Annotated in this window: 24 protein-coding genes; 8 read left to right on the top strand and 16 right to left on the bottom strand. The window is 61.6% G+C overall.

Annotated elements, in window-relative coordinates:
• Positions 1-20: 20 nt before the first annotated feature.
• The 3 genes from VJ651_RS06055 to VJ651_RS06045 all read right to left on the bottom strand — a co-directional run bounded on the left by VJ651_RS06055 (position 21) and on the right by VJ651_RS06045 (position 2474).
• Positions 21-1298: a TRAP transporter large permease subunit gene (locus tag VJ651_RS06055; RefSeq protein WP_324106572.1), complete on the bottom strand. Its 1278-nt coding sequence runs from the start codon at positions 1296-1298 to the stop codon at positions 21-23.
• Entirely contained in the window at positions 1295-1861 is a 567-nt protein-coding gene (locus VJ651_RS06050; RefSeq protein WP_324106571.1) for a TRAP transporter small permease, read from the bottom strand. The genes VJ651_RS06055 and VJ651_RS06050 overlap by 4 nt, the downstream gene beginning before the upstream one ends.
• Before the next feature lie 70 nt (positions 1862-1931).
• Positions 1932-2474, bottom strand: coding sequence for a VOC family protein (locus tag VJ651_RS06045; protein WP_324106570.1), 543 nt, complete (start codon positions 2472-2474; stop codon positions 1932-1934).
• Positions 2475-2609: 135 nt separating this feature from the next.
• Between VJ651_RS06045 and VJ651_RS06040 the strand changes: the two genes are divergently transcribed.
• Positions 2610-3521 (top strand): LysR family transcriptional regulator, encoded by a 912-nt coding sequence (locus tag VJ651_RS06040; protein WP_324106569.1) that lies wholly within the window; start codon positions 2610-2612, stop codon positions 3519-3521.
• Positions 3522-3536: 15 nt separating this feature from the next.
• Here the strand turns inward: VJ651_RS06040 and VJ651_RS06035 are convergent, their stop codons facing one another.
• Positions 3537-5786: a diguanylate cyclase gene (locus VJ651_RS06035; protein WP_324106568.1), complete on the bottom strand. Its 2250-nt coding sequence runs from the start codon at positions 5784-5786 to the stop codon at positions 3537-3539.
• A gap of 352 nt (positions 5787-6138) precedes the next feature.
• Between VJ651_RS06035 and VJ651_RS06030 the strand changes: the two genes are divergently transcribed.
• From VJ651_RS06030 to VJ651_RS06010, 5 genes are all read left to right on the top strand, one after another.
• Positions 6139-6336 carry a YqaE/Pmp3 family membrane protein gene (locus VJ651_RS06030; RefSeq protein WP_324106567.1) on the top strand — a complete coding sequence of 66 codons (198 nt, stop codon included), beginning with the start codon at positions 6139-6141 and terminating at the stop codon, positions 6334-6336.
• Positions 6337-6397: 61 nt separating this feature from the next.
• Positions 6398-6928 (top strand): hypothetical protein, encoded by a 531-nt coding sequence (locus tag VJ651_RS06025; protein ID WP_324106566.1) that lies wholly within the window; start codon positions 6398-6400, stop codon positions 6926-6928.
• Positions 6894-7445, top strand: a complete 552-nt coding sequence (locus tag VJ651_RS06020; protein WP_324106642.1) for a lysozyme inhibitor LprI family protein — start codon at positions 6894-6896, stop codon at positions 7443-7445. Before VJ651_RS06025 ends, VJ651_RS06020 begins: the two co-directional genes overlap by 35 nt.
• Before the next feature lie 190 nt (positions 7446-7635).
• A complete protein-coding gene (locus tag VJ651_RS06015) occupies positions 7636-8484 on the top strand; it encodes a helix-turn-helix transcriptional regulator (RefSeq protein WP_324106565.1) in 849 nt (282 codons plus the stop codon).
• Positions 8485-8519: 35 nt separating this feature from the next.
• On the top strand, positions 8520-9038 hold the full coding sequence (locus VJ651_RS06010) for an SRPBCC family protein (RefSeq protein ID WP_324106564.1): 519 nt from the start codon (positions 8520-8522) through the stop codon (positions 9036-9038).
• Positions 9039-9049: 11 nt separating this feature from the next.
• Here the strand turns inward: VJ651_RS06010 and VJ651_RS06005 are convergent, their stop codons facing one another.
• The 7 genes from VJ651_RS06005 to VJ651_RS05975 form a co-directional block, all read right to left on the bottom strand.
• Complete coding sequence (locus tag VJ651_RS06005) at positions 9050-9532, bottom strand: hypothetical protein (protein WP_324106563.1); 483 nt, start codon at positions 9530-9532, stop codon at positions 9050-9052.
• Between the two features lie 2 nt (positions 9533-9534).
• Entirely contained in the window at positions 9535-10755 is a 1221-nt protein-coding gene (locus tag VJ651_RS06000; RefSeq protein ID WP_324106562.1) for a sialidase family protein, read from the bottom strand.
• Positions 10748-11176, bottom strand: coding sequence for a biopolymer transporter ExbD (locus tag VJ651_RS05995; RefSeq protein ID WP_324106561.1), 429 nt, complete (start codon positions 11174-11176; stop codon positions 10748-10750). Before VJ651_RS05995 ends, VJ651_RS06000 begins: the two co-directional genes overlap by 8 nt.
• Before the next feature lie 9 nt (positions 11177-11185).
• Complete coding sequence (locus tag VJ651_RS05990; protein WP_324106560.1) at positions 11186-11908, bottom strand: MotA/TolQ/ExbB proton channel family protein; 723 nt, start codon at positions 11906-11908, stop codon at positions 11186-11188.
• Positions 11909-11926: 18 nt separating this feature from the next.
• On the bottom strand, positions 11927-14053 hold the full coding sequence (locus tag VJ651_RS05985) for a TonB-dependent receptor (RefSeq protein ID WP_324106559.1): 2127 nt from the start codon (positions 14051-14053) through the stop codon (positions 11927-11929).
• A gap of 30 nt (positions 14054-14083) precedes the next feature.
• Positions 14084-14758: a TonB family protein gene (locus VJ651_RS05980; protein WP_324106558.1), complete on the bottom strand. Its 675-nt coding sequence runs from the start codon at positions 14756-14758 to the stop codon at positions 14084-14086.
• A gap of 156 nt (positions 14759-14914) precedes the next feature.
• The gene (locus tag VJ651_RS05975; protein ID WP_324106557.1) at positions 14915-15301 is read right to left on the bottom strand and encodes a DUF2946 domain-containing protein; all 387 of its coding nucleotides are present in this window, start codon (positions 15299-15301) and stop codon (positions 14915-14917) included.
• Positions 15302-15531: 230 nt separating this feature from the next.
• Between VJ651_RS05975 and VJ651_RS05970 the strand changes: the two genes are divergently transcribed.
• Complete coding sequence (locus tag VJ651_RS05970; protein ID WP_324106556.1) at positions 15532-15954, top strand: VOC family protein; 423 nt, start codon at positions 15532-15534, stop codon at positions 15952-15954.
• Positions 15955-16027: 73 nt separating this feature from the next.
• On the top strand, positions 16028-16672 hold the full coding sequence (locus VJ651_RS05965) for a dihydrofolate reductase family protein (RefSeq protein ID WP_324106555.1): 645 nt from the start codon (positions 16028-16030) through the stop codon (positions 16670-16672).
• 29 nt (positions 16673-16701) lie between these two features.
• Here VJ651_RS05965 and VJ651_RS05960 read toward each other — a convergent pair whose 3' ends face one another.
• The 5 genes from VJ651_RS05960 to VJ651_RS05940 all read right to left on the bottom strand — a co-directional run.
• On the bottom strand, positions 16702-17268 hold the full coding sequence (locus tag VJ651_RS05960; RefSeq protein WP_324106554.1) for an NnrU family protein: 567 nt from the start codon (positions 17266-17268) through the stop codon (positions 16702-16704).
• 119 nt (positions 17269-17387) lie between these two features.
• The gene (locus VJ651_RS05955; protein ID WP_324106553.1) at positions 17388-18398 is read right to left on the bottom strand and encodes a threonine ammonia-lyase; all 1011 of its coding nucleotides are present in this window, start codon (positions 18396-18398) and stop codon (positions 17388-17390) included.
• Positions 18399-18722: 324 nt separating this feature from the next.
• Positions 18723-19007 (bottom strand): hypothetical protein, encoded by a 285-nt coding sequence (locus tag VJ651_RS05950; RefSeq protein ID WP_324106552.1) that lies wholly within the window; start codon positions 19005-19007, stop codon positions 18723-18725.
• Positions 19008-19254: 247 nt separating this feature from the next.
• Positions 19255-20547 (bottom strand): HD-GYP domain-containing protein, encoded by a 1293-nt coding sequence (locus VJ651_RS05945; protein ID WP_324106551.1) that lies wholly within the window; start codon positions 20545-20547, stop codon positions 19255-19257.
• Between the two features lie 70 nt (positions 20548-20617).
• The coding region (locus VJ651_RS05940) for a LysR family transcriptional regulator (protein ID WP_324106550.1) at positions 20618-21409 on the bottom strand (792 nt) is incomplete at its 5' end.

Genomic DNA, 21409 nt, shown 5'->3' with positions numbered 1-21409 from the left:
TCTCCTTCTCTCGTTTATTTTCAATGCCACCACGATGCCGGCACCGTCACCAGCGACGGCGCGACAATCAGGGCAACCAGTACTACCGTTTCAGCAATCAGGAAGGGCAGGACGCCGCGCACCGCTTCGGACATCGACACTTTCCCGATCGAACTCACGACATTCAGCACGACGCCGACCGGCGGGGTGATCATGCCGATCGAGCAATTCATCACAAACACCACGCCGAAATACACCGGATCGATGCCGGCCTGCTGCACGATCGGCAGGAATACCGGCGTGAAGATCAGCACGATGGGGATGAAGTCGAGCACCATACCGGCGAAGAACACCACCACCATCATCGCGATCACCAGCAGCAACTGGCTGCCGGCGAAGGCCTGCATCCATGCGCCGACCTGGCCGGGGATGTCGGCGACGGTGATCATGTAGGACGCCACCATCGCCAGCGCCGCCAGCAGCAGCACCACCGCCGTGGTGCGCGCGGTGACCAGCAGGCAGTGGTAGACCGTGGCCAGCGTCAGCTCGCGGTAGACCACGAGGCCGACGAAGAGCGCATAGACGGCGGCGACCACGGCCGCTTCGGTCGGCGTGAAGATGCCGAACTTCAAGCCGCCGATGATGATCACCGGCAGCATCAGCGCCCAGAAGCCCTTGCCCAGCAAGGCCAGGCGTTCGCGCAGCGGCATCTTCGGCGCCAGCTTGGTATCGGCCTTGCGCGACACCAGCCACCAGGCGAACACCAGCGCCAGCCCCATCATCACGCCCGGCATGATGCCCGCCAGGAACAGGCGGGTGATCGAAATGTTGGCCACCACGCCAAACAGCAGGAAGCCGATGGACGGCGGAATCACCGGCGCGATGATGCCGCCGGCCGCCATCAGCCCGCATGCGCGCGCCGGGTCGTAACCGGCCTGGCGCATCATCGGCACCAGGATCGCCGCCAGCGCCGCGGTGTCGGCCACCGCCGAGCCGGACAGGCTGGCCAGCAGCACCGCTGCGAAGATCGCCACATAACCGAGCCCGCCGCGCAGGTGGCCGACAAAGGCGCCGGCCAGGTCGACGATGCGCTTGGACAAGCCGCCGGCATTCATGAACTCGCCGGCAAGAATGAAGAAGGGCACGGCCATCAGGACGAAGTTGTCGGCGCCGCCGATCGCGTTCTGCACCACGATCTGCGAATCGAACTGGTCGAGCTGCAGCATGATGCCGACGCCCGCGAACAGCAAGGCAAAGGCAATCGGCATGCCGATGGTAATCAGCGCCAGCAGGATGCCGAGGAAGATGAACGCGCTCATTCGGATTTCTCCTGCCTGTCGCGCGCGGCCACGTCGCCGATTTTCTCCTCGATGCGCGTGCCGATGTCCTTGATCAGGACCAGATCCTCATCACTGTCGCGGTGCGCCAGCGCCTTCCAGAGATTGGCGCCGATGGTCAGGACCATGCCGGCGCCGAATGCAATCGCCACCGCATACAGCCACGCATACGAAATGCCGAGCACCGGGTACGTGTTGTCGAGATTGATCACCGCCTGTTGCCAGCCGCCGACGATGAAGATCACGCAGGCGATCAGCATCAAGGACCCGGTGGCGACGATCAGGATCTTTTTCCAAGCGGTCGGCAGTCTGGTCACCAGCGTGTCGAAGCCGATGTGCGCATGCTGCGCCGACGCGAGAATTGCGCCGAGAAAGATCAGCCAGACGAACAGCAGCCTCGCCAGCTCTTCCGATACCGCAATGCCGGAATTGAAGGCATAACGCAACACGACGTTGCCGAATACCAGAATGGCCATGATGGACAAACACGCGACGATCGCGATTTCGAGTCCGCGTGACGCCCATCTTCCGAGGCGGCTGAACATGTCTCCTGCTCCTTTGCTTGTTATGCTTGTGCGCCTTTCCTTGCCCATGCGGGAAGGAAAGGCCGTGCTCTTACTGCTTGGCAGCGTAGCTGCCGTCATGCATCCACGCGGCATGCTTGGGCGCCTTCTTGGTGCGATCCCATTCCTCGATCATGGCCCACTTCACCTCGTCGAGTTTCTTCATCATCTCCGGCGTGCCGGTATTGACGGCGAGTTCCAGGCGGTGGCCGCTGGGGTCGAAGAAATAGATCGACTTGAAGATGGTGTGGTCGGTCGGCCCGATGACTTCGATGCCGTCCGCTTCGAGACGTTTCTTGGCTTCCAGCATTTCTTCCATCGTGTCGACTTCCATCGCCAGATGCTGGGTCCAGATCGGCGTATTCGCGTCGCGGCCCATCGGCGCCTGGTTCGGCAGTTCGAAGAAGGCGAGGATGTTGCCGTTGCCCGCATCGAGGAAGATGTGCATGTAGGGATCGGGCGCGCCCGTCGAGGGCACCTGGTCTTCGGCGATGGCGAGCACCAGTTCCATGTTGAGGTATTTGCGATACCACTCGATGGTCTGCTTGGTGTCCTTGCAACGGTATGCGACGTGGTGAATCTTCTTGACCTTCATTCCTGTCTCCTTTGAGTGGTTTGCGGAAGCCTGCGGTGCAGTGCCGCGTTGAACGCAACATGTACATGGAGCATTAAAGTCCAAACCGGTTTATCATTCAAACGGGATTTTCTACTGGATTTATCAGCAAATCTGATGAGTGTGACCCTGCGCCAATTGCGGGCATTTATCGCCGTCGTCCGGACCGGCAGCTTTACCAGCGCCGCCGACAGCCTGCACGTGACCCAATCCGCACTCAGCGGCCTGATCAAGGAACTCGAGCAGACGCTCGGCGTGCAGGTTTTTGACCGCACCACGCGCCGCCTCGGGCTGTCGGACGTCGGCAAGGAGTTCTATCCGCTGGTCGACAAGCTGGTGCTGGACCTCGACGGCGCGCTGGGCGAAATCAACAACCTCAAGGCCCTGAAGAAAGGCCTGGTGCGCGTGGCCGTGCCGCAACTGATGGCCTGCACGCTGCTGCCCGAGGTGATCAAGGCTTACCGGCTGCAATATCCGAACGTGCAGGTGAAGCTGGTCGATTGCGGCGTGGAAAGCGTGGTGTCGCGCGTGCTGAGCGGCGAGGTGGATATCGGCGTCGGACCGGAGCGCGACCTGGTGTCGGGCGTCGACGCCATGCCCCTGTTCGAAATGCCCTTCATGCTGGTTTTCCCGAAGAAGCATCCGCTGGAAAAGAAGCGGCGCGTGAGCTGGGCGGACGCCATGCGCTATCCCTTCATCGCCCTGCAGGGACAGTTTTCCGAGAAGCTCGCGCTCGACCTGCATGCATCCTTCCGCGACCTGACGCTCAGCCCGAGCAATGAAGTGACTTTCATGACGACGGCGCTGTCGATGGTGAGCGCCGATCTGGGCGTCGCGGCCTGCCTGCCCTATGCGGAATCGCTGGTGAAGCTGTACCAGTTGCAGATGCGCCGCCTGCATGAACCGGAAGTGACGCGCAAGTTCTTCGTGTTCTCGCGCCACGGCCGTTCGCCCTTGCCGGCGGCGGAAAGCTTCGTGGAGTTTCTGCTGGCGTTCGTGGAGCGGGAAGGCATGGCGAGCTACAAATAGATCCTCACGAGGAAACTATGCCTGGGCCCGGTACACGCAAACCTTGTTGCGGCCGGTATTCTTCGCGTCGTAGAGCGCGGCGTCGGCGCACGCCAGCAAGCTATCCACACTGTCGATCGTACCAACCCGGCTTGCCAGACCGATCGATACTGTGAAGCGGATCGATCGCCCATCGTCGAGTCGCACTTCGGTGGTCGAGACAACTTCCAGCAGGCGCATCGCCACCTCCAATGCGTGTTCCCCATCGGTCTGCGGCAATACGGCCGCGAACTCCTCGCCGCCAAGGCGACCGGTAATATCGACGGTCCTCATGGTGTCATGAAACACGGTGGCAAAGGTTTGAAGAACAATATCGCCGCACTGGTGGCCATAGGTGTCATTGATCTTCTTGAAGTGGTCGATGTCCATCATCAGTACCGACAGCGGGCCGCCATAGCGCGCGGCGTGGGACAGCTCTTGCCCCGCCAGTAACAGGAACTGGCGGCGGTTGGCAAGGCCGGTCAGGAAGTCGGTTTGGGCCAGCCTCTCCAGCTCCTGTTCCGCTTTCTTGCGGTCGCTAATGTCACGGATCACCCACAGCGATCCGTTGATGCTGCCGTCCTTGTCCCGCATCGGCACCGCATGCGCTTCGAGCCAGCGATGCGCCCCCTTGCGTCCGATCAGCTCGAAAGCGAACCGGCCGCGCTCGCCGCTGACGACACTCGTATTCAGTTCGCGCAATGCGGACTGATATTGGGGAACGGCCATGTCGCATAGCCGCGATCCCGCAATCTGCTCCTCGGCATCGACGCCGATCATATCGAGCCCGGCGCGATTCATCTGTTGCACGCCGCCATCGAGCGACAGGAGCGTGACGCACTCCGGCTCGGTCTCGATGATGGTCTTCAGTTTCGACTCGCTTTCGGCCAGCGCGAATTCGACTAGCTTGAGTTTCGTGACATCCGACACCAGCACCACGAAACCCTTTACCGTGTCGCCCTCCTTGTCCGGAATATATTGCGCCCAGGTATAACCGACACTGCCGTCGGGTTTGAACAGCGTGCGCTCGAACAACTGCGGCGCGCCGCGCAACGCGGCGCGCATGTACGGCTCGTTCTTCGCGAACAACTCCGGACCCATCAGGTCCTGAATGCGGATATTGCGCATTTGTTCCGGTGTCTTGCCGAACCATTCCAGATAGGCGGCATTGGAGAAGCGGCAGCGCAATTCATCGTTCCAGTAGGCGACCATGCCCGGCAAATGATCCGCGATCATCTTCATGAAGCGCTCGCTTGCTTCCACCCGCCTGAAGGCCTCGGCCTCCCTTGCAGTGGATTCCAGGTGCTTGCGCCGATATGCATACAAGCCGGCAACCGACAGCAGCGCAATCGCTCCGTAAATAACGGCCAGGATCTTGGTGTCGCGATACAGGATGGCGTAAATGCGATCGAGCCGGCGGCTGACCGCGATCACCATCGGCTGGTCCATCTTCAGCCCGCCCGGCATGATGGTGCGTTGCGCGATCATGCGCTCCTCGCCGCTGGCGTAAACCAGGCCGGAAAACACCGTGGCCTCCCGGCCGCTGTCGCGATGCCGGGAAAAAAATGTACCGGGCCGCAAGAGATTGATGCCGGCCGCATCCTGCTGGTCCGGCCGTACCAGGAATCGCGTCCCGTTCCAATGCACGATGGAAGTCATCGTGTCCGGCGTGTAGCGCACCGATTCGAGCAGCGGTGCGAAATACGTCGGATCCAGGGTCGCGGTCGCCACGCCGGCAAATTTCCCGTTTGCGTCGAGCAGAACCTTGGTCGCATTGATCGAGAAAACACCCAGTGATGTACGGAACGGCGCGGAGATATAGAGACTCTCGGCATCCGGGTGTTGTTGCCCTTCCTGAAAATAGGCTCGCTGTCCGAAATTCCCGCCGATCAGTTCCGGCCGGCTGGCGCCGATGACCTCGCCATGGGCATCGAGCACGGCCAGGGTGCGGATCGCCGGCATGGCATCCGTCAGTGTGCGGAGATAGAGGTTGAAGTCACGTCCGGCATGCAGTGCGGGGAGCTCGTCGCGCACATCGTGCAGCGCCTGGTTGATGGCAAGCAGGTTCTGGCCGACGTTTTCCTGGACCACGCGCGCCTGCGCCAGCAAGCGGTCTTCTTCACGCTGTTGCGTCCGCTGTTGCTCCTGCAAGGAATAAAAGATGCCGGCACCGCCAAGAACAAGCAGTGCCGTACCCAGGATGAGCCAGTGCGCGAAGAACGGGGCCGATTTTGCGCGGATCTGCATCGCCAAGAGAAAAAGAGGAAAGATGCCCCCTGTCTTTTTTTACGATCCATGAACGACAGGTCATTAGTTCATTATGGACCATTTGTCGTGCGTTGGCATTGACTACGGGTATGCAGGCGCACGGCACAAACGCGCAAGTCACTGTGCCCGGAACGCAGGCGTGATCCCGGGAGCACCATATCCATGGGATGGCGAACGGCATGACCGCGGATATACCATCGTGCCCGGTGGACAGGCGCCCACATAGTTCGTACACTGCGACCGTTGTCATGAAAACAATGTTTAATCGGTTGCGCAGGCCGGCGGCCACACGAAGTCACATTCGTTGCCACACCAAACAAGGGAGAACACCATGCGTCTTTTGCTCGCCATCTTTTTGCCATTCGTCGCCTTCTTCACCATCGGCCGGCCTGTCGCCGGCATCATTTGCCTCTTCCTGCAAATCACTCTGATCGGCTGGCTGCCTGCCGCGATCTGGGCGGTCTATGCGCTGGGCCAGTACAAGACCGACCAGAAAATCGAAAAGGCATTGGCCACTGCAAAAAGCTAAGGTCCATCGCCTGGCGAATAAAGTTCCATTTCCCGTCACAACACACACCAGTAACCAGAGCATGCATTCTTCACCTTCCGTCATCGCGGCGTTCGTCCTTGTCGCCGCCTTCTCCCTCGGCGGCTGTGCCACATCGACGCAATCGAGCATCGGCACCGCCGCCACCACACCCCTGAGCGACCTGAACATCGTCCGTTCGGAAATACCGGAAATTCTGCAGAGCGCACAGGACAAGCCATACGAAATGCCGGCAGACCACAGCTGCCCGGTCATCGCATTGCGGGTCCACGAGCTCGACGCAGTCCTGGGTGCCGATCTCGACGCCCCGGGCGAAGACGACAACCCGAACACCGCAGACCGAGGCGCGGAAACCGTCAGGAAATCCGCGCTCGGCGCACTCCAGCGCACCGCCGAAGGCGTTGTACCGTTCAGAGGCTGGGTAAGAAAACTGAGCGGGGCCGAGCGCCATTCGAAACACGTGGCCACCGCGATTGCCGCCGGCTCCGCGCGCCGCGCTTTCCTCAAAGGCGTCGGTGCATCGCAAGGCTGTGCGCTTGGTGCGCCAGAACAGGCGGCGGCTGCGACTCAATGAGGGAGTGCTGGTAGCTCTGCGGGCGAAGCGCTTGCAGAGGGGCACCGAGTTATACCGACAGCACCTTGCTGTCGAAATCCGTCAGCGTTGTCTGCACATCGCTGCAATTGATTACGAAATGGTTTTTTACAAGGGAGAAAAAATGAAATTAGGTTGGTTCTTTCTCGCAGCAATGACGTTCTCTGCGACATCTTTTGCTAACTCAGCATGCGATAAACCGAGAAACGATTTCGACGGCCTTTACTGCTTGAATAAGGTCTATCAAGAGGCCGACGCGGAACTGAACGCAAACTACAAAAAGCTGATAGGCAAACTTGACGCAGCCGGTGCAGCGGCCCTCAAGAAAGGGCAACTTGCATGGCTCAACATGCGTAACTCGAGCTGCAGCCGGCGCGAAGGTGATGGTTTCTTCGTAAATTTGGACTGCGCGACTGGCCAGACCATTAACAGAGCACAATTCCTTCAAGACCGATATCGTGAATGTGTCAGTTCTGGATGTCAGAACAGCAAACTTTGACTCGCGACGTTGAGTTCCGGCGACGGCGGGCTTTGACCGGCATGCGCTGACGCAAGGTAAAGACCGGGCATTTTTATCGTAAAGCCTTTCTTGATCATTGTGCCTCAGGTTTGCATCAGCGCATTGCCCTCACGGCGACAAACTCCGGACTGCGCTACATTGATGCAGCACCCACAATAAACAAACCCGCATGCGCGTCTTCACCCGCTTCCCTGTCGCAAGTCTGAGTCCCTATATCGACCGGTTCTGGGGCTGGGAAGCCGAGGCCGGTGAAACGATCTCGTTGCCGACCATTTTGCCCGGCACCGGTGCGGAAATGTATTTTCACTACCGCACACCCTTCCTGCGCTCGCAAGGAGATGGCACTTTCTCTCTGCCACATGAGCATCTGTTTTGCGTGCGCCGCCGTCCGGTGGAGCTGGGCGCAATAGCAGGGCTGGGGTTTCTCGCGGTCAGGTTCCGTGCGGGAGGCATCCATCACTTTACCCGTCTGCCGGGCAATGACATGCTCGACCAGCTGCCGCGCGCGGAGGATTTATGGGGTGTGCCGGGAAAAGAACTTGCGGGTCGTGTGATCGAGGCCGGATCCAATGAAAAGCGTGTTTTATTGCTGCAGACATTCCTGCTCCGGCAACTGGAACACAAGACGGTCGACACGCTGATCAGCGTCGCAACAGCACATCTCTACCGCCATTGCGACACGCTGTCGATCGCGCGATTGGCATCGCATCTGAACCTCGGCAAGCGCCAGCTGGAGCGACGCTTTCTGCAGGCAACAGGTCAGACGCCAGTCGAAGTGAAGCGCTTGAGCCGCTTCCAGAAGACCGCGCGGACGCTCCTGCTGGATCCGTCCGCCAGCTGCGCGGATTCCGCGCTCGCACACGGCTATTTCGACCAATCGCATTTCATCCGCGAATTCAAGTCGCTCACTTCCCTCTCGCCGCTGGCCTACCTCGCGCAGGCGCGCGCCAAGACGCATTTTTACAATACGCCACGTTCCACCTCTGAAAAAATCGACGGCAGCTTTCACCCGGATTGAAAGCGCCCGGTCAATATCAGAGAAAGGACGTATTCATGAAGTTTCGCGCACTATTGCAGTTTTCCGTGCTTGGCATGGGCGTGCTCGCTCACGGCATCGCGGCATCGGCTACCCTGCTTGATGTCCGTGAGAGCATCGCCATTGCCGCCGTGCCGGAGGTCGTCTGGAAGGCGGTGAAGGACTTCGACGACATGCGCTGGCATCCGGCCGTCGCCGCGACCCGCCTGACCGCCGGCCGCAACAACGAACCGCAGGCGATCCGCCTGCTCACGCTGAAAGACGGGGCGGGGATGACCGAGCAGCTGCGCGTGCACGATGATGCACGCCGGGTTCAGCATTACACCATGCTTGAATCTCCGCTGCCTGTCACCGACTACGATGCGTCGCTCGCTGTCACCCCGATGGAAGGCGGCACTTCATTGGTGACCTGGCAGGCGCGCTTCCGTCGCAAGGAAGACGCGCCCGTGGATGACGACACGGTGAAGAAGACGATCAGCGGCATATTCGCAGCTGGCCTCGGCAATTTGAAGCAGTTGCTGGAAACTACGCGTTAAGGCATGCCCGATCAGCGCGATACGAAACGGCCGATCATCTCGGCCGTGATCACGCCTGAATACGCAGTCCTGTTGCCGCTTGCATCGAACCAGTAGCTGCGCGGCTTTTCGCCGTGCCACTTCGGATCGATGGCATAGCGCAATTGTTCTGGCGGCGCCATGCCAAATGCCCAGGCATTGCTCTTCATGCCGAGCGCTCCAAGGCGCTCTTGCATGAGCGTTGTCGCTTCCGCGTCATCGACAGCGTCCGTGGACACTGTCACCACCCTCAACTCCTTGTGCTTGCGTTTTTCCTGCGAGAGCGTTTTCAGGCTGGCCTGGCAATACACGCAGTCCAGCGACCACACGACCAGAATGAAGGGCTTGCCCTTCTGCCTTTCGACGATCTGCGCGAGGCTGTCGGGCTCGAAGGCCTGAAGCGTCTGGCCGGCATGCGCGATGCATGGGAAAACCGCAGACAGCGATACCAGCAACGATATGATCCATTGACGCATGATTACTTCTCCCCGAACGCGTGCACGATGCGGATGCCCTCAGCCTGCGTGCGCCATGTCAGCACGATATCGGATGCGGTTTTCAGCAGACGCGGTTGATCCGACGCGCCTTCGGTGCGGGCAAGTTCGCCGTCGCGCCACGTCGCGCCGCCATCGTTCGAGATCTTGCCGAAGATGGCCGTCGCTTTCCCGTCGAACTGCTTCCATGCGAGCACGACCTGCCTTCCATCCACCGCCACGTCCGCGTGTTCCGCATTGGCCGAGCCGAGCTTGACGGGCGTATTCAGTTTCCCGGCCGGGTTCGTGTTTGCGTAGAAAATGCCGCCATCCTCACCCTTCATGCTGAACCACACCTGATGGCGGGTACCGTCATCGCCGAATGCCAGACTGGGGCCATGATGAGGACAGGCGTCGATGCGCCACTGATCGAACGACGCACGTTCAAGATGCAGTGCTTTTTCGTCCGGCGTCAACGCGGCCATCGCGTGATCGCGCACATTTGGCGCAAAGACATGGCGCCACATGGCAACCGGCTGCCCGTCCGGGCGCAGCGCGAGTGCAATGCGGCAGCATTCGCAGCTATGGTCGGCGATCTTGAAGTCGCCCTTGAAGCTCGCGCCGCCATCTTCCGACACGGCATAATAGAGCGCGGCGCCGCTGTACTTTTCCTTGCGCGCAGCTGCCGCCACGCCATCGCGCTTGTCGATCCAGGCGATGTAGATGCGCCCGCTGCGGTCGACGATGAGTGAATCGAAGCGATGCGTAATCTCGTCGCGGTTCGCATGCACCGTCAGCGGCGGCAGAAAGGTTTTTCCACCATCATCTGAACGCACGAAGCGGATCTCGCCGGTGTACGGCTTGGCGAGCGGCTTGGTGTAGGAGATGTAGAGCTGGCCATGCGTGCCGAATGCCAGCTTGGGGCGGTTCTCTCCATCGGCCGAGATCGCTTCCGGCTCCTTCTGGATGCGCCTGGGCGAGGTCCAGCTCTTGCCGCCGTCGTCCGACGACTGCAGGACGACGTACTGCGCGTCGCCGGCGCTTTCCTTGCTGACCGCCCAATAGCGTCCGTCGGCGTCAACCGCAACCGTGGTGCCCAGCTCGACCCGTTTGCCTGCGGCCATGTTGTGTTGCGCATGGCCTGCCTGGGCGCGGACATCGAGCGACAAGGCGCTTGCGATGAGAAGACAGCATGCAGCGATGCTGCGATGAAGAACTTTAAACATGGTCTTCTCCTCCGGTCATGAAGGCAATCTTGCTGATCCCGTTCTTCTGCGCCACCGCCATGACTGCGGTGACGCGCTCATAGCGCGTGCCGCGATCGGCGCGCAGCTGCATTTCCGGCGCGGGCATGCCCGCGCTGATGCTGGCGCGCAGTCGCGCATCCAGCGATTCGAACGCCACCTCCGTGCCATCGACGAAGACCTTGCCCTGCGCGTCCAGCGCCACCTGCACCGTGCGCGGCTTGTCGTCCATGCGACTGGCGTCGACCCTCGGCAGATCGATCGGCACCGCCTGGTTGAAGAGCGGCGCGGTGATGATGAAGATCACCAGCAGTACCAGCATCACATCCACCAGCGGCGTGGTGTTGATTTCCGCCATCGGCTGCGTCATTCCGCTGTTGCTGTGCTTGTAGTTGAATGCCATGCTTGCTCCTTAGTGCGATTGCGCTGCACGCAGCGCGGTGACGGTTGCGGCGCGTGCCTGTCCGTCGAGCCGCACGCCGGCGGCCAGCCAGGCATGCAGGCTGTGGGCGAAGCCGTCGAGCTGCGCCAGCACCAGCCGGTTGGCGCGCGTGAAGGCGTTGTAGGCAAGCACGGCGGGAATCGCGACAAACAGGCCGGCGGCCGTCATGATCAGCGCTTCGCCCACCGGGCCGGCCACCTTGTCCAGCACCACTTGCGTGGCACCGGAGAGCCCGACCAGCGCGTGATAGATGCCCCACACGGTGCCGAACAAACCCACGAACGGCGCGGTCGATCCCACCGAAGCGAGGAAGGTCAGGCCGCGCTCCACGCGCGCCTGTGCAAGCAGGGTCGATTGCTGCAGCGTACGTCCGATGAACTCGCTGGCATCGACGCCCGTGGCCGCCTTTTCTTCCCAGGCTTGCGCGGCCAGCACCGCATCGGTCGCGACCATGGCAAACACGCCGCTGCGGTCTTCCTTGCGAATGGTGTCCAGCGCCTGCGTGCGCGAGGGCGCATTCCAGAACGACTGCATGGCGGCGATGGTCGAGCTGCGGGTGCGCAGGTGCGCAACGAGCTTGCCGATCACGATGGTCCAGCTGAAGGCCGACATCAGCAGCAATGCCATGGCGACGGTGTGCGATACCGCATCGCCTTGTGCCCAGAAGTGGGCGATTCCGAGTTTTTCATTCATGATGAATTCCTTGTGTGCTTAGTGTGCATCGAAGGTATAGGCCAGACCGAGCATGATGCTGCGCGGTGCGCCGGGCGTGTACTGGTTTTGCGTGTTCGGCGAATAGCTGCCGACGCCGGAATAGGAACTCGACGCGGAATCCGCATACTGCTTGTCCGTCAAGTTGCGCGCCTGCAGCCATGCCTCCCAGCCCTTGGCGAACTGGTACCGGGCGCGCAGGTTCAGCAGCGTGTGACCGGGATATTTCACCGTGTTGGCGTTGTCCATCCAGTATTCGCCCTGGTGCACCAGTTCCAGCGCGATGCGCGCGCCCTGCATCGGCTTGTAGCCGATCTCCGCGGTCGTGATGTCGCGCGGCGCCTGCGGCATGTCCTTGCCGCTGTAATCCAGCGTGCCGGATACCTGGTACTTGTGGAAGCGATGCGAGGCAATCGTGGTGCCGAAGCGCATGTCGACCGCCCCCGCGTCATAACTCAGGCCGAGTTCCAGTCCCTGACTGCGCGTGCTGCCGGCGTTGCGGTATTCGGTGTTTCCCGGGGCGACCGTGTAGTTCACGATGGTGTCGCGGCCGTCGAGGCGATACAGCGCCGAATCGAGCTTGAGCGCGCCGTCGAGGAAGGCCATGCGCAGGCCGATCTCAAGGTTGTCGTAGGTCGATGGCTTCAGATTCGGAATGCCGGTCTTGCCATACAACTGGAGCACCTCGGGCGGCGTGAAGCCTTCGCTGAGATTGGTGTAGACGCTGGCGTCCTTGTTGAGCGCATAGGTCGCGCCGACTTTCGGGCTGAAGTGCGAGAAGCTGCGCGATTCGTCCGGCGCGCCGAAATTGATGCTGCCGGCGGGCGAGAGCTTGTTGTGATAGTCGTAGCGGATGGTGTCGATGCGCCCGCCGGCGACCACGCGCGTCTTGGCCAGCGGCGTGAACTCCCATTGCGCGAAGGCCGCGACATTGTCGATGTCCGCCTGGAAGTCGCGCACGCCCTTCGGATCGGTGGCATTCGACATCGTGTAGCTGACATATTTTCCGCTCGCCGGATCGCGCGTGATGCTCAGGTTGTCGCTGACGTAAGGGTTGTCGCTCTTGTCGATATACACACCGGCGATCAGGCGTGAGGACAGCCAGTCGAATTCCTGCTGATGCTTCACATCGACACCGAGCGAATCGACATGGTTGTTGTTGATGCTGCCCTTGCAGGTGACGCCCACACAACTGCCGATCGTGTAGCTCGGTATCTGCCCATGGTCGTTCCTGCGGCTGAACAGCGTGACCGTGGTCAATCCGTTCTGCGTCGTTTCGCCTTCCCATGCCAGGTTGGCGCGTGTGGTCTTGTCCTTGCGATAGGCGAAGGTGTTGAGGCTCTTGCCGGGAGTCGTACGGTAGTCGTTTTCAAACAGGCTGCCGGTCATTGCGGCATCCAGGTCGGTATGCACCAGCGTCGCGCGCAGCTGGGAGGAAGTGCTCAAGGCATAGTCGCCGCGCAGCGAGAAGGAATCCTTGCTGCCCTTGCTGTACTCCTGCCAGTTGTCGCGCGTGCGGCGCGAGCTGTAATGCGAGAAGCGCAGGCCCAGCCTGTCCCAGGTATTGCTTGCCGAGCTGTCGTAGCGCGTGAAGCCCGCGGTGTCGTCATGGCGCACGCCAAGGCTTGCAGTCGGCATGCGCGACGGTGCGGCGGTCAGGAAATTGATCGCTCCGCCCACTGCATTGCTGCCGTACAGCGAGGATGCCGGCCCCTTCACCACTTCCACACTTTCGGTGCCGGCGAGGTTCATTTCGTTCAGCGAGTTGTGGTTGAACACGCCGAGCGGGCGAATCGGAATGCCGTCTTCAAGATACTGATACACCGCGTTGGTGCTGATGGGCTGGCGGATTCCCATGCTGTGCTGCTCGTTGCCGAGATCGTTCCAGTAGACGCCCGGAATGCGGTTGATGACCTCGCCCATCGTCTTGGGCTTGTCGCGCTTGAGGGCTTCGTCTTTCACGACGCCGATGGCCTGCGGCGTTTCGACGAGTCTGGTCGCGGCGCGCGAGCCGCTGACGACGACCTCATCGAGAACGGGTGCGTCATCCGCCGCAAGCGCGGCATGGCCCGATTCCGCGAATGCGGCAATCAGGGCGATACAGAGTGGTTGGTAGCTGGATTTCATTGTTGTGATCCCTGGTTTGAATTCATTGCATTAGTTATCGAGGCGGAACGCGATCGGCACCACGACGCTGCTGGCGACCGGCTCGCTGCCGCGCCGGGCCGGGATGAATCGCCATTTGCGCACCGCGTTGACGGCCGCTTCGTCGAGGCGGATATAGCCGCTGCCCTGCTTGATCTGGACGTGCTCCGCTTCGCCGCTGGCGGACACCTGCACCAGCAGCAGCACCTTTCCCTCTTCATGCATCTTGCGTGACAGGGCTGGAAAAACGGGCGCGGTATTTTGCAGGTAGTCGGCATCGAAACGTGCCGCCGTCGCTATCACGGGCGCAGGCATCGGCGGCGCTTCTTCCTTTACCGGTGCCGAGGGCTGCGGCGCGGTCGCCGGTGCTTGTTCGGCATGGGGTACTGCTGCGAGTACGGATGGCGTCAATGGGGCAGTAGGTCGCACAACGGGCCGTTCGGCTTGCGGCAGCGCTTTCGCGCGCTGGGCGACGGGCCTGGGAATTTCCCGCGGCTTCTGCGCGGGCAACGCAAGGGTGCGCACCGCCATCCGGATCGGAACCGGTTCGGATGGCTTGTCGAGTGGTGCACGCGACACCCATGCGACGAGCGTGACATGCAGGCCCAGGACGAGCAGGAAAGTGGCCGTTCGTGCGCCACTGGTCGTGGCCGATGCCGCGACGGAGGTGTAGGACAGGTGCTTCAAGGCGATGCCTTTGAAAGACGTTGGATGGACTGGGTCAGTCCGCACGCATCAATAGCCCGGACTCCGCGGCGAGCGGACGCACGCCGGTGGAATCGGACAAGCCGATGCAACAAGCGATAGCCGCCGCGTGCGCGGAGCTATCGGCAAGGGCAAAAATCAGGCAATGGCAGGAGGAGCGCGCGATTGCGCGGCGGCCCAGATGAACAGCGGGCGCGGAGACTGGTAGTAGAGGGTAGGCTTGGCCTGAGTGGCGATCAGCAGCGGCAGCACAAAACCTGCAACCGGCGGAAGGCCGACCGAACCGGCATGGGTGAAGCAGAACGGGCAGTGTTCGAAGTGCAGACCATTCTGGGCGGGCGTGGAGTGATCGTGCCCGTCATCCGCCTGGACCTGCTTGATGCCCGTCTGGGTGCAGATGTCGCTCCAGATCGAACCGGTTTCCTTCGCTGCGGAGACGGCATGGGAAATCGATGGCGCAAGCGCCGCCAGCAGAACCGCAAAACAGGCGATCCAGGCAGCAATCCGGCGCGTGAAAAGATTCATTCCCATTGCATGATATTAACATTCAAAATTCTTGCCGGGCAATATGATGGCCAAATGACAAGCTCGAAAGGAGACGCTGTCATTCGGACGTGTTTCTGCTTACCTGCAGGAACTAAGGCTGGCTAAAAAATTGTCGAGACATTGTCGATTTCCGTCCTCTTCAAACGTCGAGTCGATGCGGGGGCCCTCCGGCCTCCGGGATGATGGACAACCAACACAAGGAAACGACCATGCCGCAACCGATCGCCTACCTCTCCTTCAACGGCAACTGCGCCGAAGCAATGCGCTTCTATGAGCGCGCCCTCCACGGCAAGCTGGAGACGATTGTCCGCCATGCCGACTCGCCCTGGGCGAACCAGGTTCCTCCCGATCAGGCTCAGCGCGTCGTGCACGCGCGTCTGGTGCTCGAAGGCAACGGCATTCTTTACGCCGGCGACTGCCCGTCGCACCTGCCTTATGAAGGCATCAAAGGCATGTCGCTGACCCTGAACTATGACAGCATCGAGCAGGCACAGCAGATATTCGGCGCGCTGGCCGAAGGCGGCACGATCACCATGGCGATGCAGCCCGCGTTTTGGGCAAAGACATGGGGTATGCTGGTCGACCGGTTCGGCACACCGTGGATTGTCAACGGGGAACTCATTCCAGTCTGATTCGGGGTGCCGGTTCGTCACGGATCAATTTCACCTTACTATGCTCCAGCGAGATCTGGAGAAGGGAGGTCGTATGAGCAAGCTGAGAGTTCACTGTTTCGCCGTGTCGATCGACGGCTACGGAGCGGGAGCGGGCCAGGACATCGACAATCCGCTTGGCGCAGGCGGAATGGCTTTGCACAAGTGGATGTTCGGGACGCGTTCCTTCCAGCGCATGCATGGCAACGGCGATGGGCAGGGTGGCGTGGACGATGATTTCGTCGTCCGCGGCTTCGACAATATCGGCGCCTGGATACTGGGGCGCAACATGTTCGGCCCGATTCGCGGGCCGTGGCCGGATGAGCAGTGGAAAGGCTGGTGGGGCGACAATCCGCCGTATCACACGCCGGTATTCGTGCTCACGCATCACGCCCGTCCGTCCATCGAAATGGAGGGCGGGACCGTGTTCCATTTTGTGAGCGACGGCATACATGCTGCGCTGGCATTGGCGCGTGAGGCCGCCGGAGGAAAGGATGTTCGTCTCGGCGGCGGTGTTGCCACTCTCCGTCAGTATCTGCAAGCCAGACTGGTGGACGAGATGCACCTGGCGCTTTCGCCGGTGTTGCTCGGGGCGGGCGAAGCCCTTTTCAGCGGGATTGATCTACCCGCGCTCGGGTATCGACGGCAGGAACATGTCACCACGCCCGATGCCATGCATGTGGTCTTTGCGCGAGAATGATCATTGGCTGACGCCGGCGTGGCGTCAGCCTACCGTCCCCACGGCACCGCCAGCACGCCGAACAACTGGCGATGAAACGCCATCACGATCAGCGCCAGCACCACGCCCGACACGACCGCCATCACATCCTGGCGCACCACCGGCGTGAAGGTCTTGGTCGCATGGCGCGCCATGGCGGAGATCAGATCGACCACCGCATACGCCAGGAACGCGCCGAACAGCACGGTCGCTTTCAGCTCGCCGTTGGCCAGCAGGTGGACAGCGGACCAGATGCCGACGCCGATCAGCATCGGATGCCTGATCGCGCGGCGGATGTGCGTGCGCATGTTGGCCGCGGCCAGCAGGATGAAGCTGATGACCATTGCCAGCGGCGCGATCCGGATCGCGGCAGGAAACGGGTCGAACAGCTTCGGCTCGCTCGGCGCGCGGCCGTAGCCGACCACGATCAGCACCAGGCCGATCGCCGACAGGAGCGAGAACAAGCCCTTGTACTTCTTCTCGCCCAGGGACTTGAACAGCGCATTGCGCAAGCCCGGCGCAGCGGGCAGAACGTGAATGCCGAGAAACAACGCGAGTCCTGCAATCAAGATTTCCATGGGGCGCTCCTTGTTATTGATGTTGGCTGGGTCTGGTCATGATGTCGCATGATCGTTCGTGTTTTGCGCCAAGTCCAGCGCTGCCGTTTGCGCGGCCTCAACGATGCTGTCCGAGCTCCTCAAGCTGCGCCGCGCTGGACCAGTTCGGCAAAGCGTGCCGGGTCGATGTTCGAGCCGCACACGATGACGCCGATACGCTTGCCGCGCAGCCTGTCGCGCAAGGGGCCGAACAGCGCCGCGCTCGCGGTGGCGGCGGCCGGTTCGGCCACCAGCTTCATGTCGCGGTAGAGATAGAACATGGCGCGGCAGATTTCGTCATCTGTCACACGCACCACATCGTCGACGAAGCGTTGGCACACCTGGAAGCTGTAGTCCAGCGCATATGGTGCGCCGAGGCTGTCGGCCACGGTATCGACGCGCTCCAGGCGTTCCGGCCGGCCCGACCGGAAGCTGCGATACAACGCATCCGCGCCCATCGGTTCGACGCCGATCACCGCGCAATGCGGCGCAGTCTGCTTGACCGCAGAGGCGATGCCCGCGCACAGTCCGCCTCCGCCCATCGGCACGACGACCGCATCCAGCCGCGGCACCTGTTCCATCAATTCCATGCCGACCGTCGCCGTGCTCTGCGCGATCATCGGGCCGTCGAAGGGGTGGATCATTGTGCGTCCTTCGTCCATCTCGATTTGCCGTCCGTGGCTGAAGGCGGCATGCACGTCCGGCATCAGGATCACTTGCGCCCCGAGCGCCTTGCAGGCGGCGATGCGCGCGGGGCTGGCCTGCTCGGGCATCACGACTTTCGCATCGACGTTGCAGGCGCGGGCGCTGTACGCCGCCGCGATCGCGTGGTTGCCGGCGCTGACCGCAACCACGCCGCGCTGCCTGGCCGGCGCGTCGAGTGCCAGCAGCGCATTGAGCGCGCCGCGCAATTTGAAACTGCCGGTGGCCTGGAACAGTTCCAGCTTGAGCCAGACTTCCGTGTCGGCGCCGAGCAGTGCGTCGGCGGCCCCAGTTTGCCAGCGCCATACAGGCGTGCGCAGGATCTTGCCGGACAAGCGTCCGGCGGTGGCTGCGATCTCGCGCAGGGACGGATAGGCGCCTGCCTCCAGGCTCGGCATGGGATAGGACATGAGGTTCTCCAGTGAATGTCGAAAAGGGGTGCGTTCGCAAACGTTCACAAACGTTTGAAAGCGCAGCGATCTCGTTGAGGGGCGCCAAGCACCGGCCATTGCCGCAGCTTAACGACCCTGGATAATTCGAATGATGGAGAGGGAGACAGGAGCGCCGATGCGCGAATGACGGCCACCGACATCCGCGCACGCGTTCGCACGCCGGGCGGCGCGACGGGAACGGGTTGGAATGGAATGGCGCAGGGAGGTCATGCGAGGATGATGCCGAAACTTTGCGCAATTGACAAGGACTGCGCGGTGCAGGTGCGCATCGCCGTCATGCTGTCAGTTTCTTTTGCGGAAGCCGCCGCGTTCGGGGCAGGGTCCGTCGGGCCAGTTTTCTTCGGCGGGGAAAAGATCTTCGACCGGCACGGCTGCGCCGAATTCATTCACGCCGGCATGGTACAAGGCACCGCCGATCTGAATGAAGCGATCGACTTCCTGCGCGCTCAGCTTGTCGCTCACCCTGGCCAGTTGCTCGGCGAGCAAGGCGGCGATGCTGTAGAGATCGGCGTTGAGGCGCTGGTTCTCGCCGCGCATCATCAGGGACATGATTTCGTACTTGTTCATTCCGCACGCTCCGCAAACATCCAGTATAGGGACTGTGCACAGAGAGGGAAGAAGCGATTTGTGGCGGCGCAGGGCAGTTGCATGGAGGCTAGTGCCGAGCGGGCAAGACAATACATCGTCCACGGAAAGCACGGAAAAAATGCAACACAAGTTCTTTCCGTGTGTTTCGTGACTTCCGTGGACCGAGAAGTCGCTTCATGCAATCGCACTTCGGCGGCGCGGATGCCGCGCATTTCTGCCGCTCAATTCAGGAGCGTGCCTTCGGCCGCGAATTCGGCAGGTTGAAGTAATAGCTCATGCGCTTGCGCGGATTCAGATAGGCATGCGCTTCGCGCGACAACTGCATCGGCTTGAGACTTTCGCTGATGTTGACGTCGGGCTCGTGTTCCAGGTCGAGGATGATGGCTTCGCTGCTCGGCACTTCCGGATCGTAGATCAGCACCGCGGGACGCAGCGGCCGGGCCGAGTTGACCGCCACCACCATGCCCGGCGTGCCGTCCGACAGGCGCACGATGGTTCCCGGCGGGTACACGCCGAGGCAACGGATGAAGATGCCGAGCGGGTCGCCGTCGAGCTGGTTGCGCTGCCGCGCGAACATGTGCGCCAGCGCGGCGTACGGCGACAGCGAGTCGGCGGGGTTCGGGCGGTTGCACAGATTGTCGTAGGTGTTGACCACGGCCACGATGCGCGCCAGCGGCGAGATCTGGTCGCCCTTGAGGCGTTTCGGATAGCCGCTGCCGTCCATGCATTCATGATGCTCGAGAATGATGTCGGTCGCTGCGCGCGACAAGCCGAGTTTCTTCGCGATCGGCTCGCCATAGGCGCAGTGCAGCTCGAACAGGTTCTGCTCGGCGCGCGTCAGCGGCGTGGTCTTGTGCAGCACCCGGTCCGGGATGTCGAGCTTGCCGATGTCATGGAACAGGCTGCCGAAGCCGAGTTCCTTCACCGCTTCCTTCGGCAGCTTCATCTGCTTGGCGAGCATCATCGCCAGCACCGACACGTTCAGCGAGTGGAAATACATTTCCTCGCCGCCGATCTTGTCCTTCATCAGGTGGATCGCGATGTCGCGGTCGGTCAGCACGGAATCCACCAGGTGATCGACCAGTTCGTTGGCGCGCTGATAGGCTTCCTGCGGCCGGGCGAAGAGATTGTTGTTGATGTGCTTGAGCGTGGCCGCGGTGCGCACGAATTGCGACTCGCATTCGACCACCGCCGCGCGCTGCTGGTTGATGCGCTCGATGCGCTCGCGCTTGGCCTTGGCCATCGGGCTTTCCGGCAGGTCGACGGCTTCGGTCGGACGAGCCTCCGCGGAAATGGTTTCGCCCGGCGCCAGCGGTTCCGGCACACTGTCGCTGCGCAGCGGATCGATACGGATACGCTTGAGTCCGAGCGCGCGGATCTTGGCCAGCTGCTCTTCGTTTTTTATCTTGAAGCTGTTGCGCGGGAAATCATGCTGCAGCCAACTCAGGTCGAGAATGACGAACATTCCGACACGCAGCTGCTCGATGATGATTTGATAAGACTTGGCGGTGACGTTCATGTTTGACGCCCGAAACGTAAGCAAACATTCTAGCACCCGGACTTGCACAACAGTTAACCAATAGCCCGTTTCACAATTTCCTGAAATCCTGCGCGCGCAGCAGCGGCGCGGCGAAGTCGATGAAGGCGCGCACCCGTGCCGACATCAGCTTCGAGTGCGGATACAGCATCGTGATCGGCAAGGGTTCAGCTTCGAACTTGCGCAGGATGGGCTTGAGCTCGCCTGCCCTGATCGGCGCCTGCACCATGTAGGACAGGAAGGCGCCGATACCCATGCCCTCGCGGCAGGCATTCAGCGCGGCGTCGACCGAGTTGGTCGTGATGCGCGGCGCGATGCGAACGCTCAGGTCGTGTCCATCCTCGCGGAACTGCCATTCGCTCAGCACGCTGCGACCGGTGAAGCGAATCGCCGCATGTTCAGTCAGTTGCGACGGATGCCTCGGCGTGCCATGTTCTTTCAGGTACGCGGGACTGGCGCAGATCACCCGGTTCAGAAACCCGGCAGGCACCGCATGCAAGGTGGAATCGGCCAGGTGGCCGATGCGCACCGCAACGTCAATGCCTTCCTCGATCAGGTCGATGCTGCGATCGAGCAGCTGCAACTCGACGTTCAGTTCCGGATGCATGCGCAGAAAGCGCATCACCAGCGGCGCCACGTGCAGGCGGCCGAACAGCACCGGCGCGGTGACCACCAGCTTGCCGGACGGCCTGGCCTTGGCTTCGAACAGCGCTTCTTCCGCTTCCTCCAGTTGCGCGAGCGCAGTCTTGCAGATTGTCAGGTAGCGATGCCCTTCGTCCGTCAGGCGGATGCGCCGCGTGGTGCGGTTGAACAGGCGCACGCCGAGCTTGCTTTCCAGCTCGGC

This window comes from Noviherbaspirillum sp. (genome assembly GCF_035254865.1).
GTDB lineage: Bacteria > Pseudomonadota > Gammaproteobacteria > Burkholderiales > Burkholderiaceae_D > Noviherbaspirillum.
Note: the sequence above shows the minus strand (reverse complement) of the source record. Positions and strands in the feature narration are given on the sequence as shown.

Coding starts and splice junctions, on each gene's coding strand:
- VJ651_RS05975 (WP_324106557.1), bottom strand. CDS start 15,301: ATGAATCTTTTCACGCGCCGGATTGCTGCCTGGATCGCCTGTTTTGCG.
- VJ651_RS06040 (WP_324106569.1), top strand. CDS start 2,610: ATGAGTGTGACCCTGCGCCAATTGCGGGCATTTATCGCCGTCGTCCGG.
- VJ651_RS06055 (WP_324106572.1), bottom strand. CDS start 1,298: ATGAGCGCGTTCATCTTCCTCGGCATCCTGCTGGCGCTGATTACCATC.
- VJ651_RS05965 (WP_324106555.1), top strand. CDS start 16,028: ATGAGCAAGCTGAGAGTTCACTGTTTCGCCGTGTCGATCGACGGCTAC.
- VJ651_RS06045 (WP_324106570.1), bottom strand. CDS start 2,474: ATGAAGGTCAAGAAGATTCACCACGTCGCATACCGTTGCAAGGACACC.
- VJ651_RS06025 (WP_324106566.1), top strand. CDS start 6,398: ATGCATTCTTCACCTTCCGTCATCGCGGCGTTCGTCCTTGTCGCCGCC.
- VJ651_RS05990 (WP_324106560.1), bottom strand. CDS start 11,908: ATGAATGAAAAACTCGGAATCGCCCACTTCTGGGCACAAGGCGATGCG.
- VJ651_RS05950 (WP_324106552.1), bottom strand. CDS start 19,007: ATGAACAAGTACGAAATCATGTCCCTGATGATGCGCGGCGAGAACCAG.
- VJ651_RS06030 (WP_324106567.1), top strand. CDS start 6,139: ATGCGTCTTTTGCTCGCCATCTTTTTGCCATTCGTCGCCTTCTTCACC.
- VJ651_RS05985 (WP_324106559.1), bottom strand. CDS start 14,053: ATGAAATCCAGCTACCAACCACTCTGTATCGCCCTGATTGCCGCATTC.
- VJ651_RS05945 (WP_324106551.1), bottom strand. CDS start 20,547: ATGAACGTCACCGCCAAGTCTTATCAAATCATCATCGAGCAGCTGCGT.
- VJ651_RS05970 (WP_324106556.1), top strand. CDS start 15,532: ATGCCGCAACCGATCGCCTACCTCTCCTTCAACGGCAACTGCGCCGAA.
- VJ651_RS06010 (WP_324106564.1), top strand. CDS start 8,520: ATGAAGTTTCGCGCACTATTGCAGTTTTCCGTGCTTGGCATGGGCGTG.
- VJ651_RS06035 (WP_324106568.1), bottom strand. CDS start 5,786: ATGCAGATCCGCGCAAAATCGGCCCCGTTCTTCGCGCACTGGCTCATC.
- VJ651_RS06005 (WP_324106563.1), bottom strand. CDS start 9,532: ATGCGTCAATGGATCATATCGTTGCTGGTATCGCTGTCTGCGGTTTTC.
- VJ651_RS05995 (WP_324106561.1), bottom strand. CDS start 11,176: ATGGCATTCAACTACAAGCACAGCAACAGCGGAATGACGCAGCCGATG.
- VJ651_RS05960 (WP_324106554.1), bottom strand. CDS start 17,268: ATGGAAATCTTGATTGCAGGACTCGCGTTGTTTCTCGGCATTCACGTT.
- VJ651_RS05955 (WP_324106553.1), bottom strand. CDS start 18,398: ATGTCCTATCCCATGCCGAGCCTGGAGGCAGGCGCCTATCCGTCCCTG.
- VJ651_RS06050 (WP_324106571.1), bottom strand. CDS start 1,861: ATGTTCAGCCGCCTCGGAAGATGGGCGTCACGCGGACTCGAAATCGCG.
- VJ651_RS06015 (WP_324106565.1), top strand. CDS start 7,636: ATGCGCGTCTTCACCCGCTTCCCTGTCGCAAGTCTGAGTCCCTATATC.
- VJ651_RS06000 (WP_324106562.1), bottom strand. CDS start 10,755: ATGTTTAAAGTTCTTCATCGCAGCATCGCTGCATGCTGTCTTCTCATC.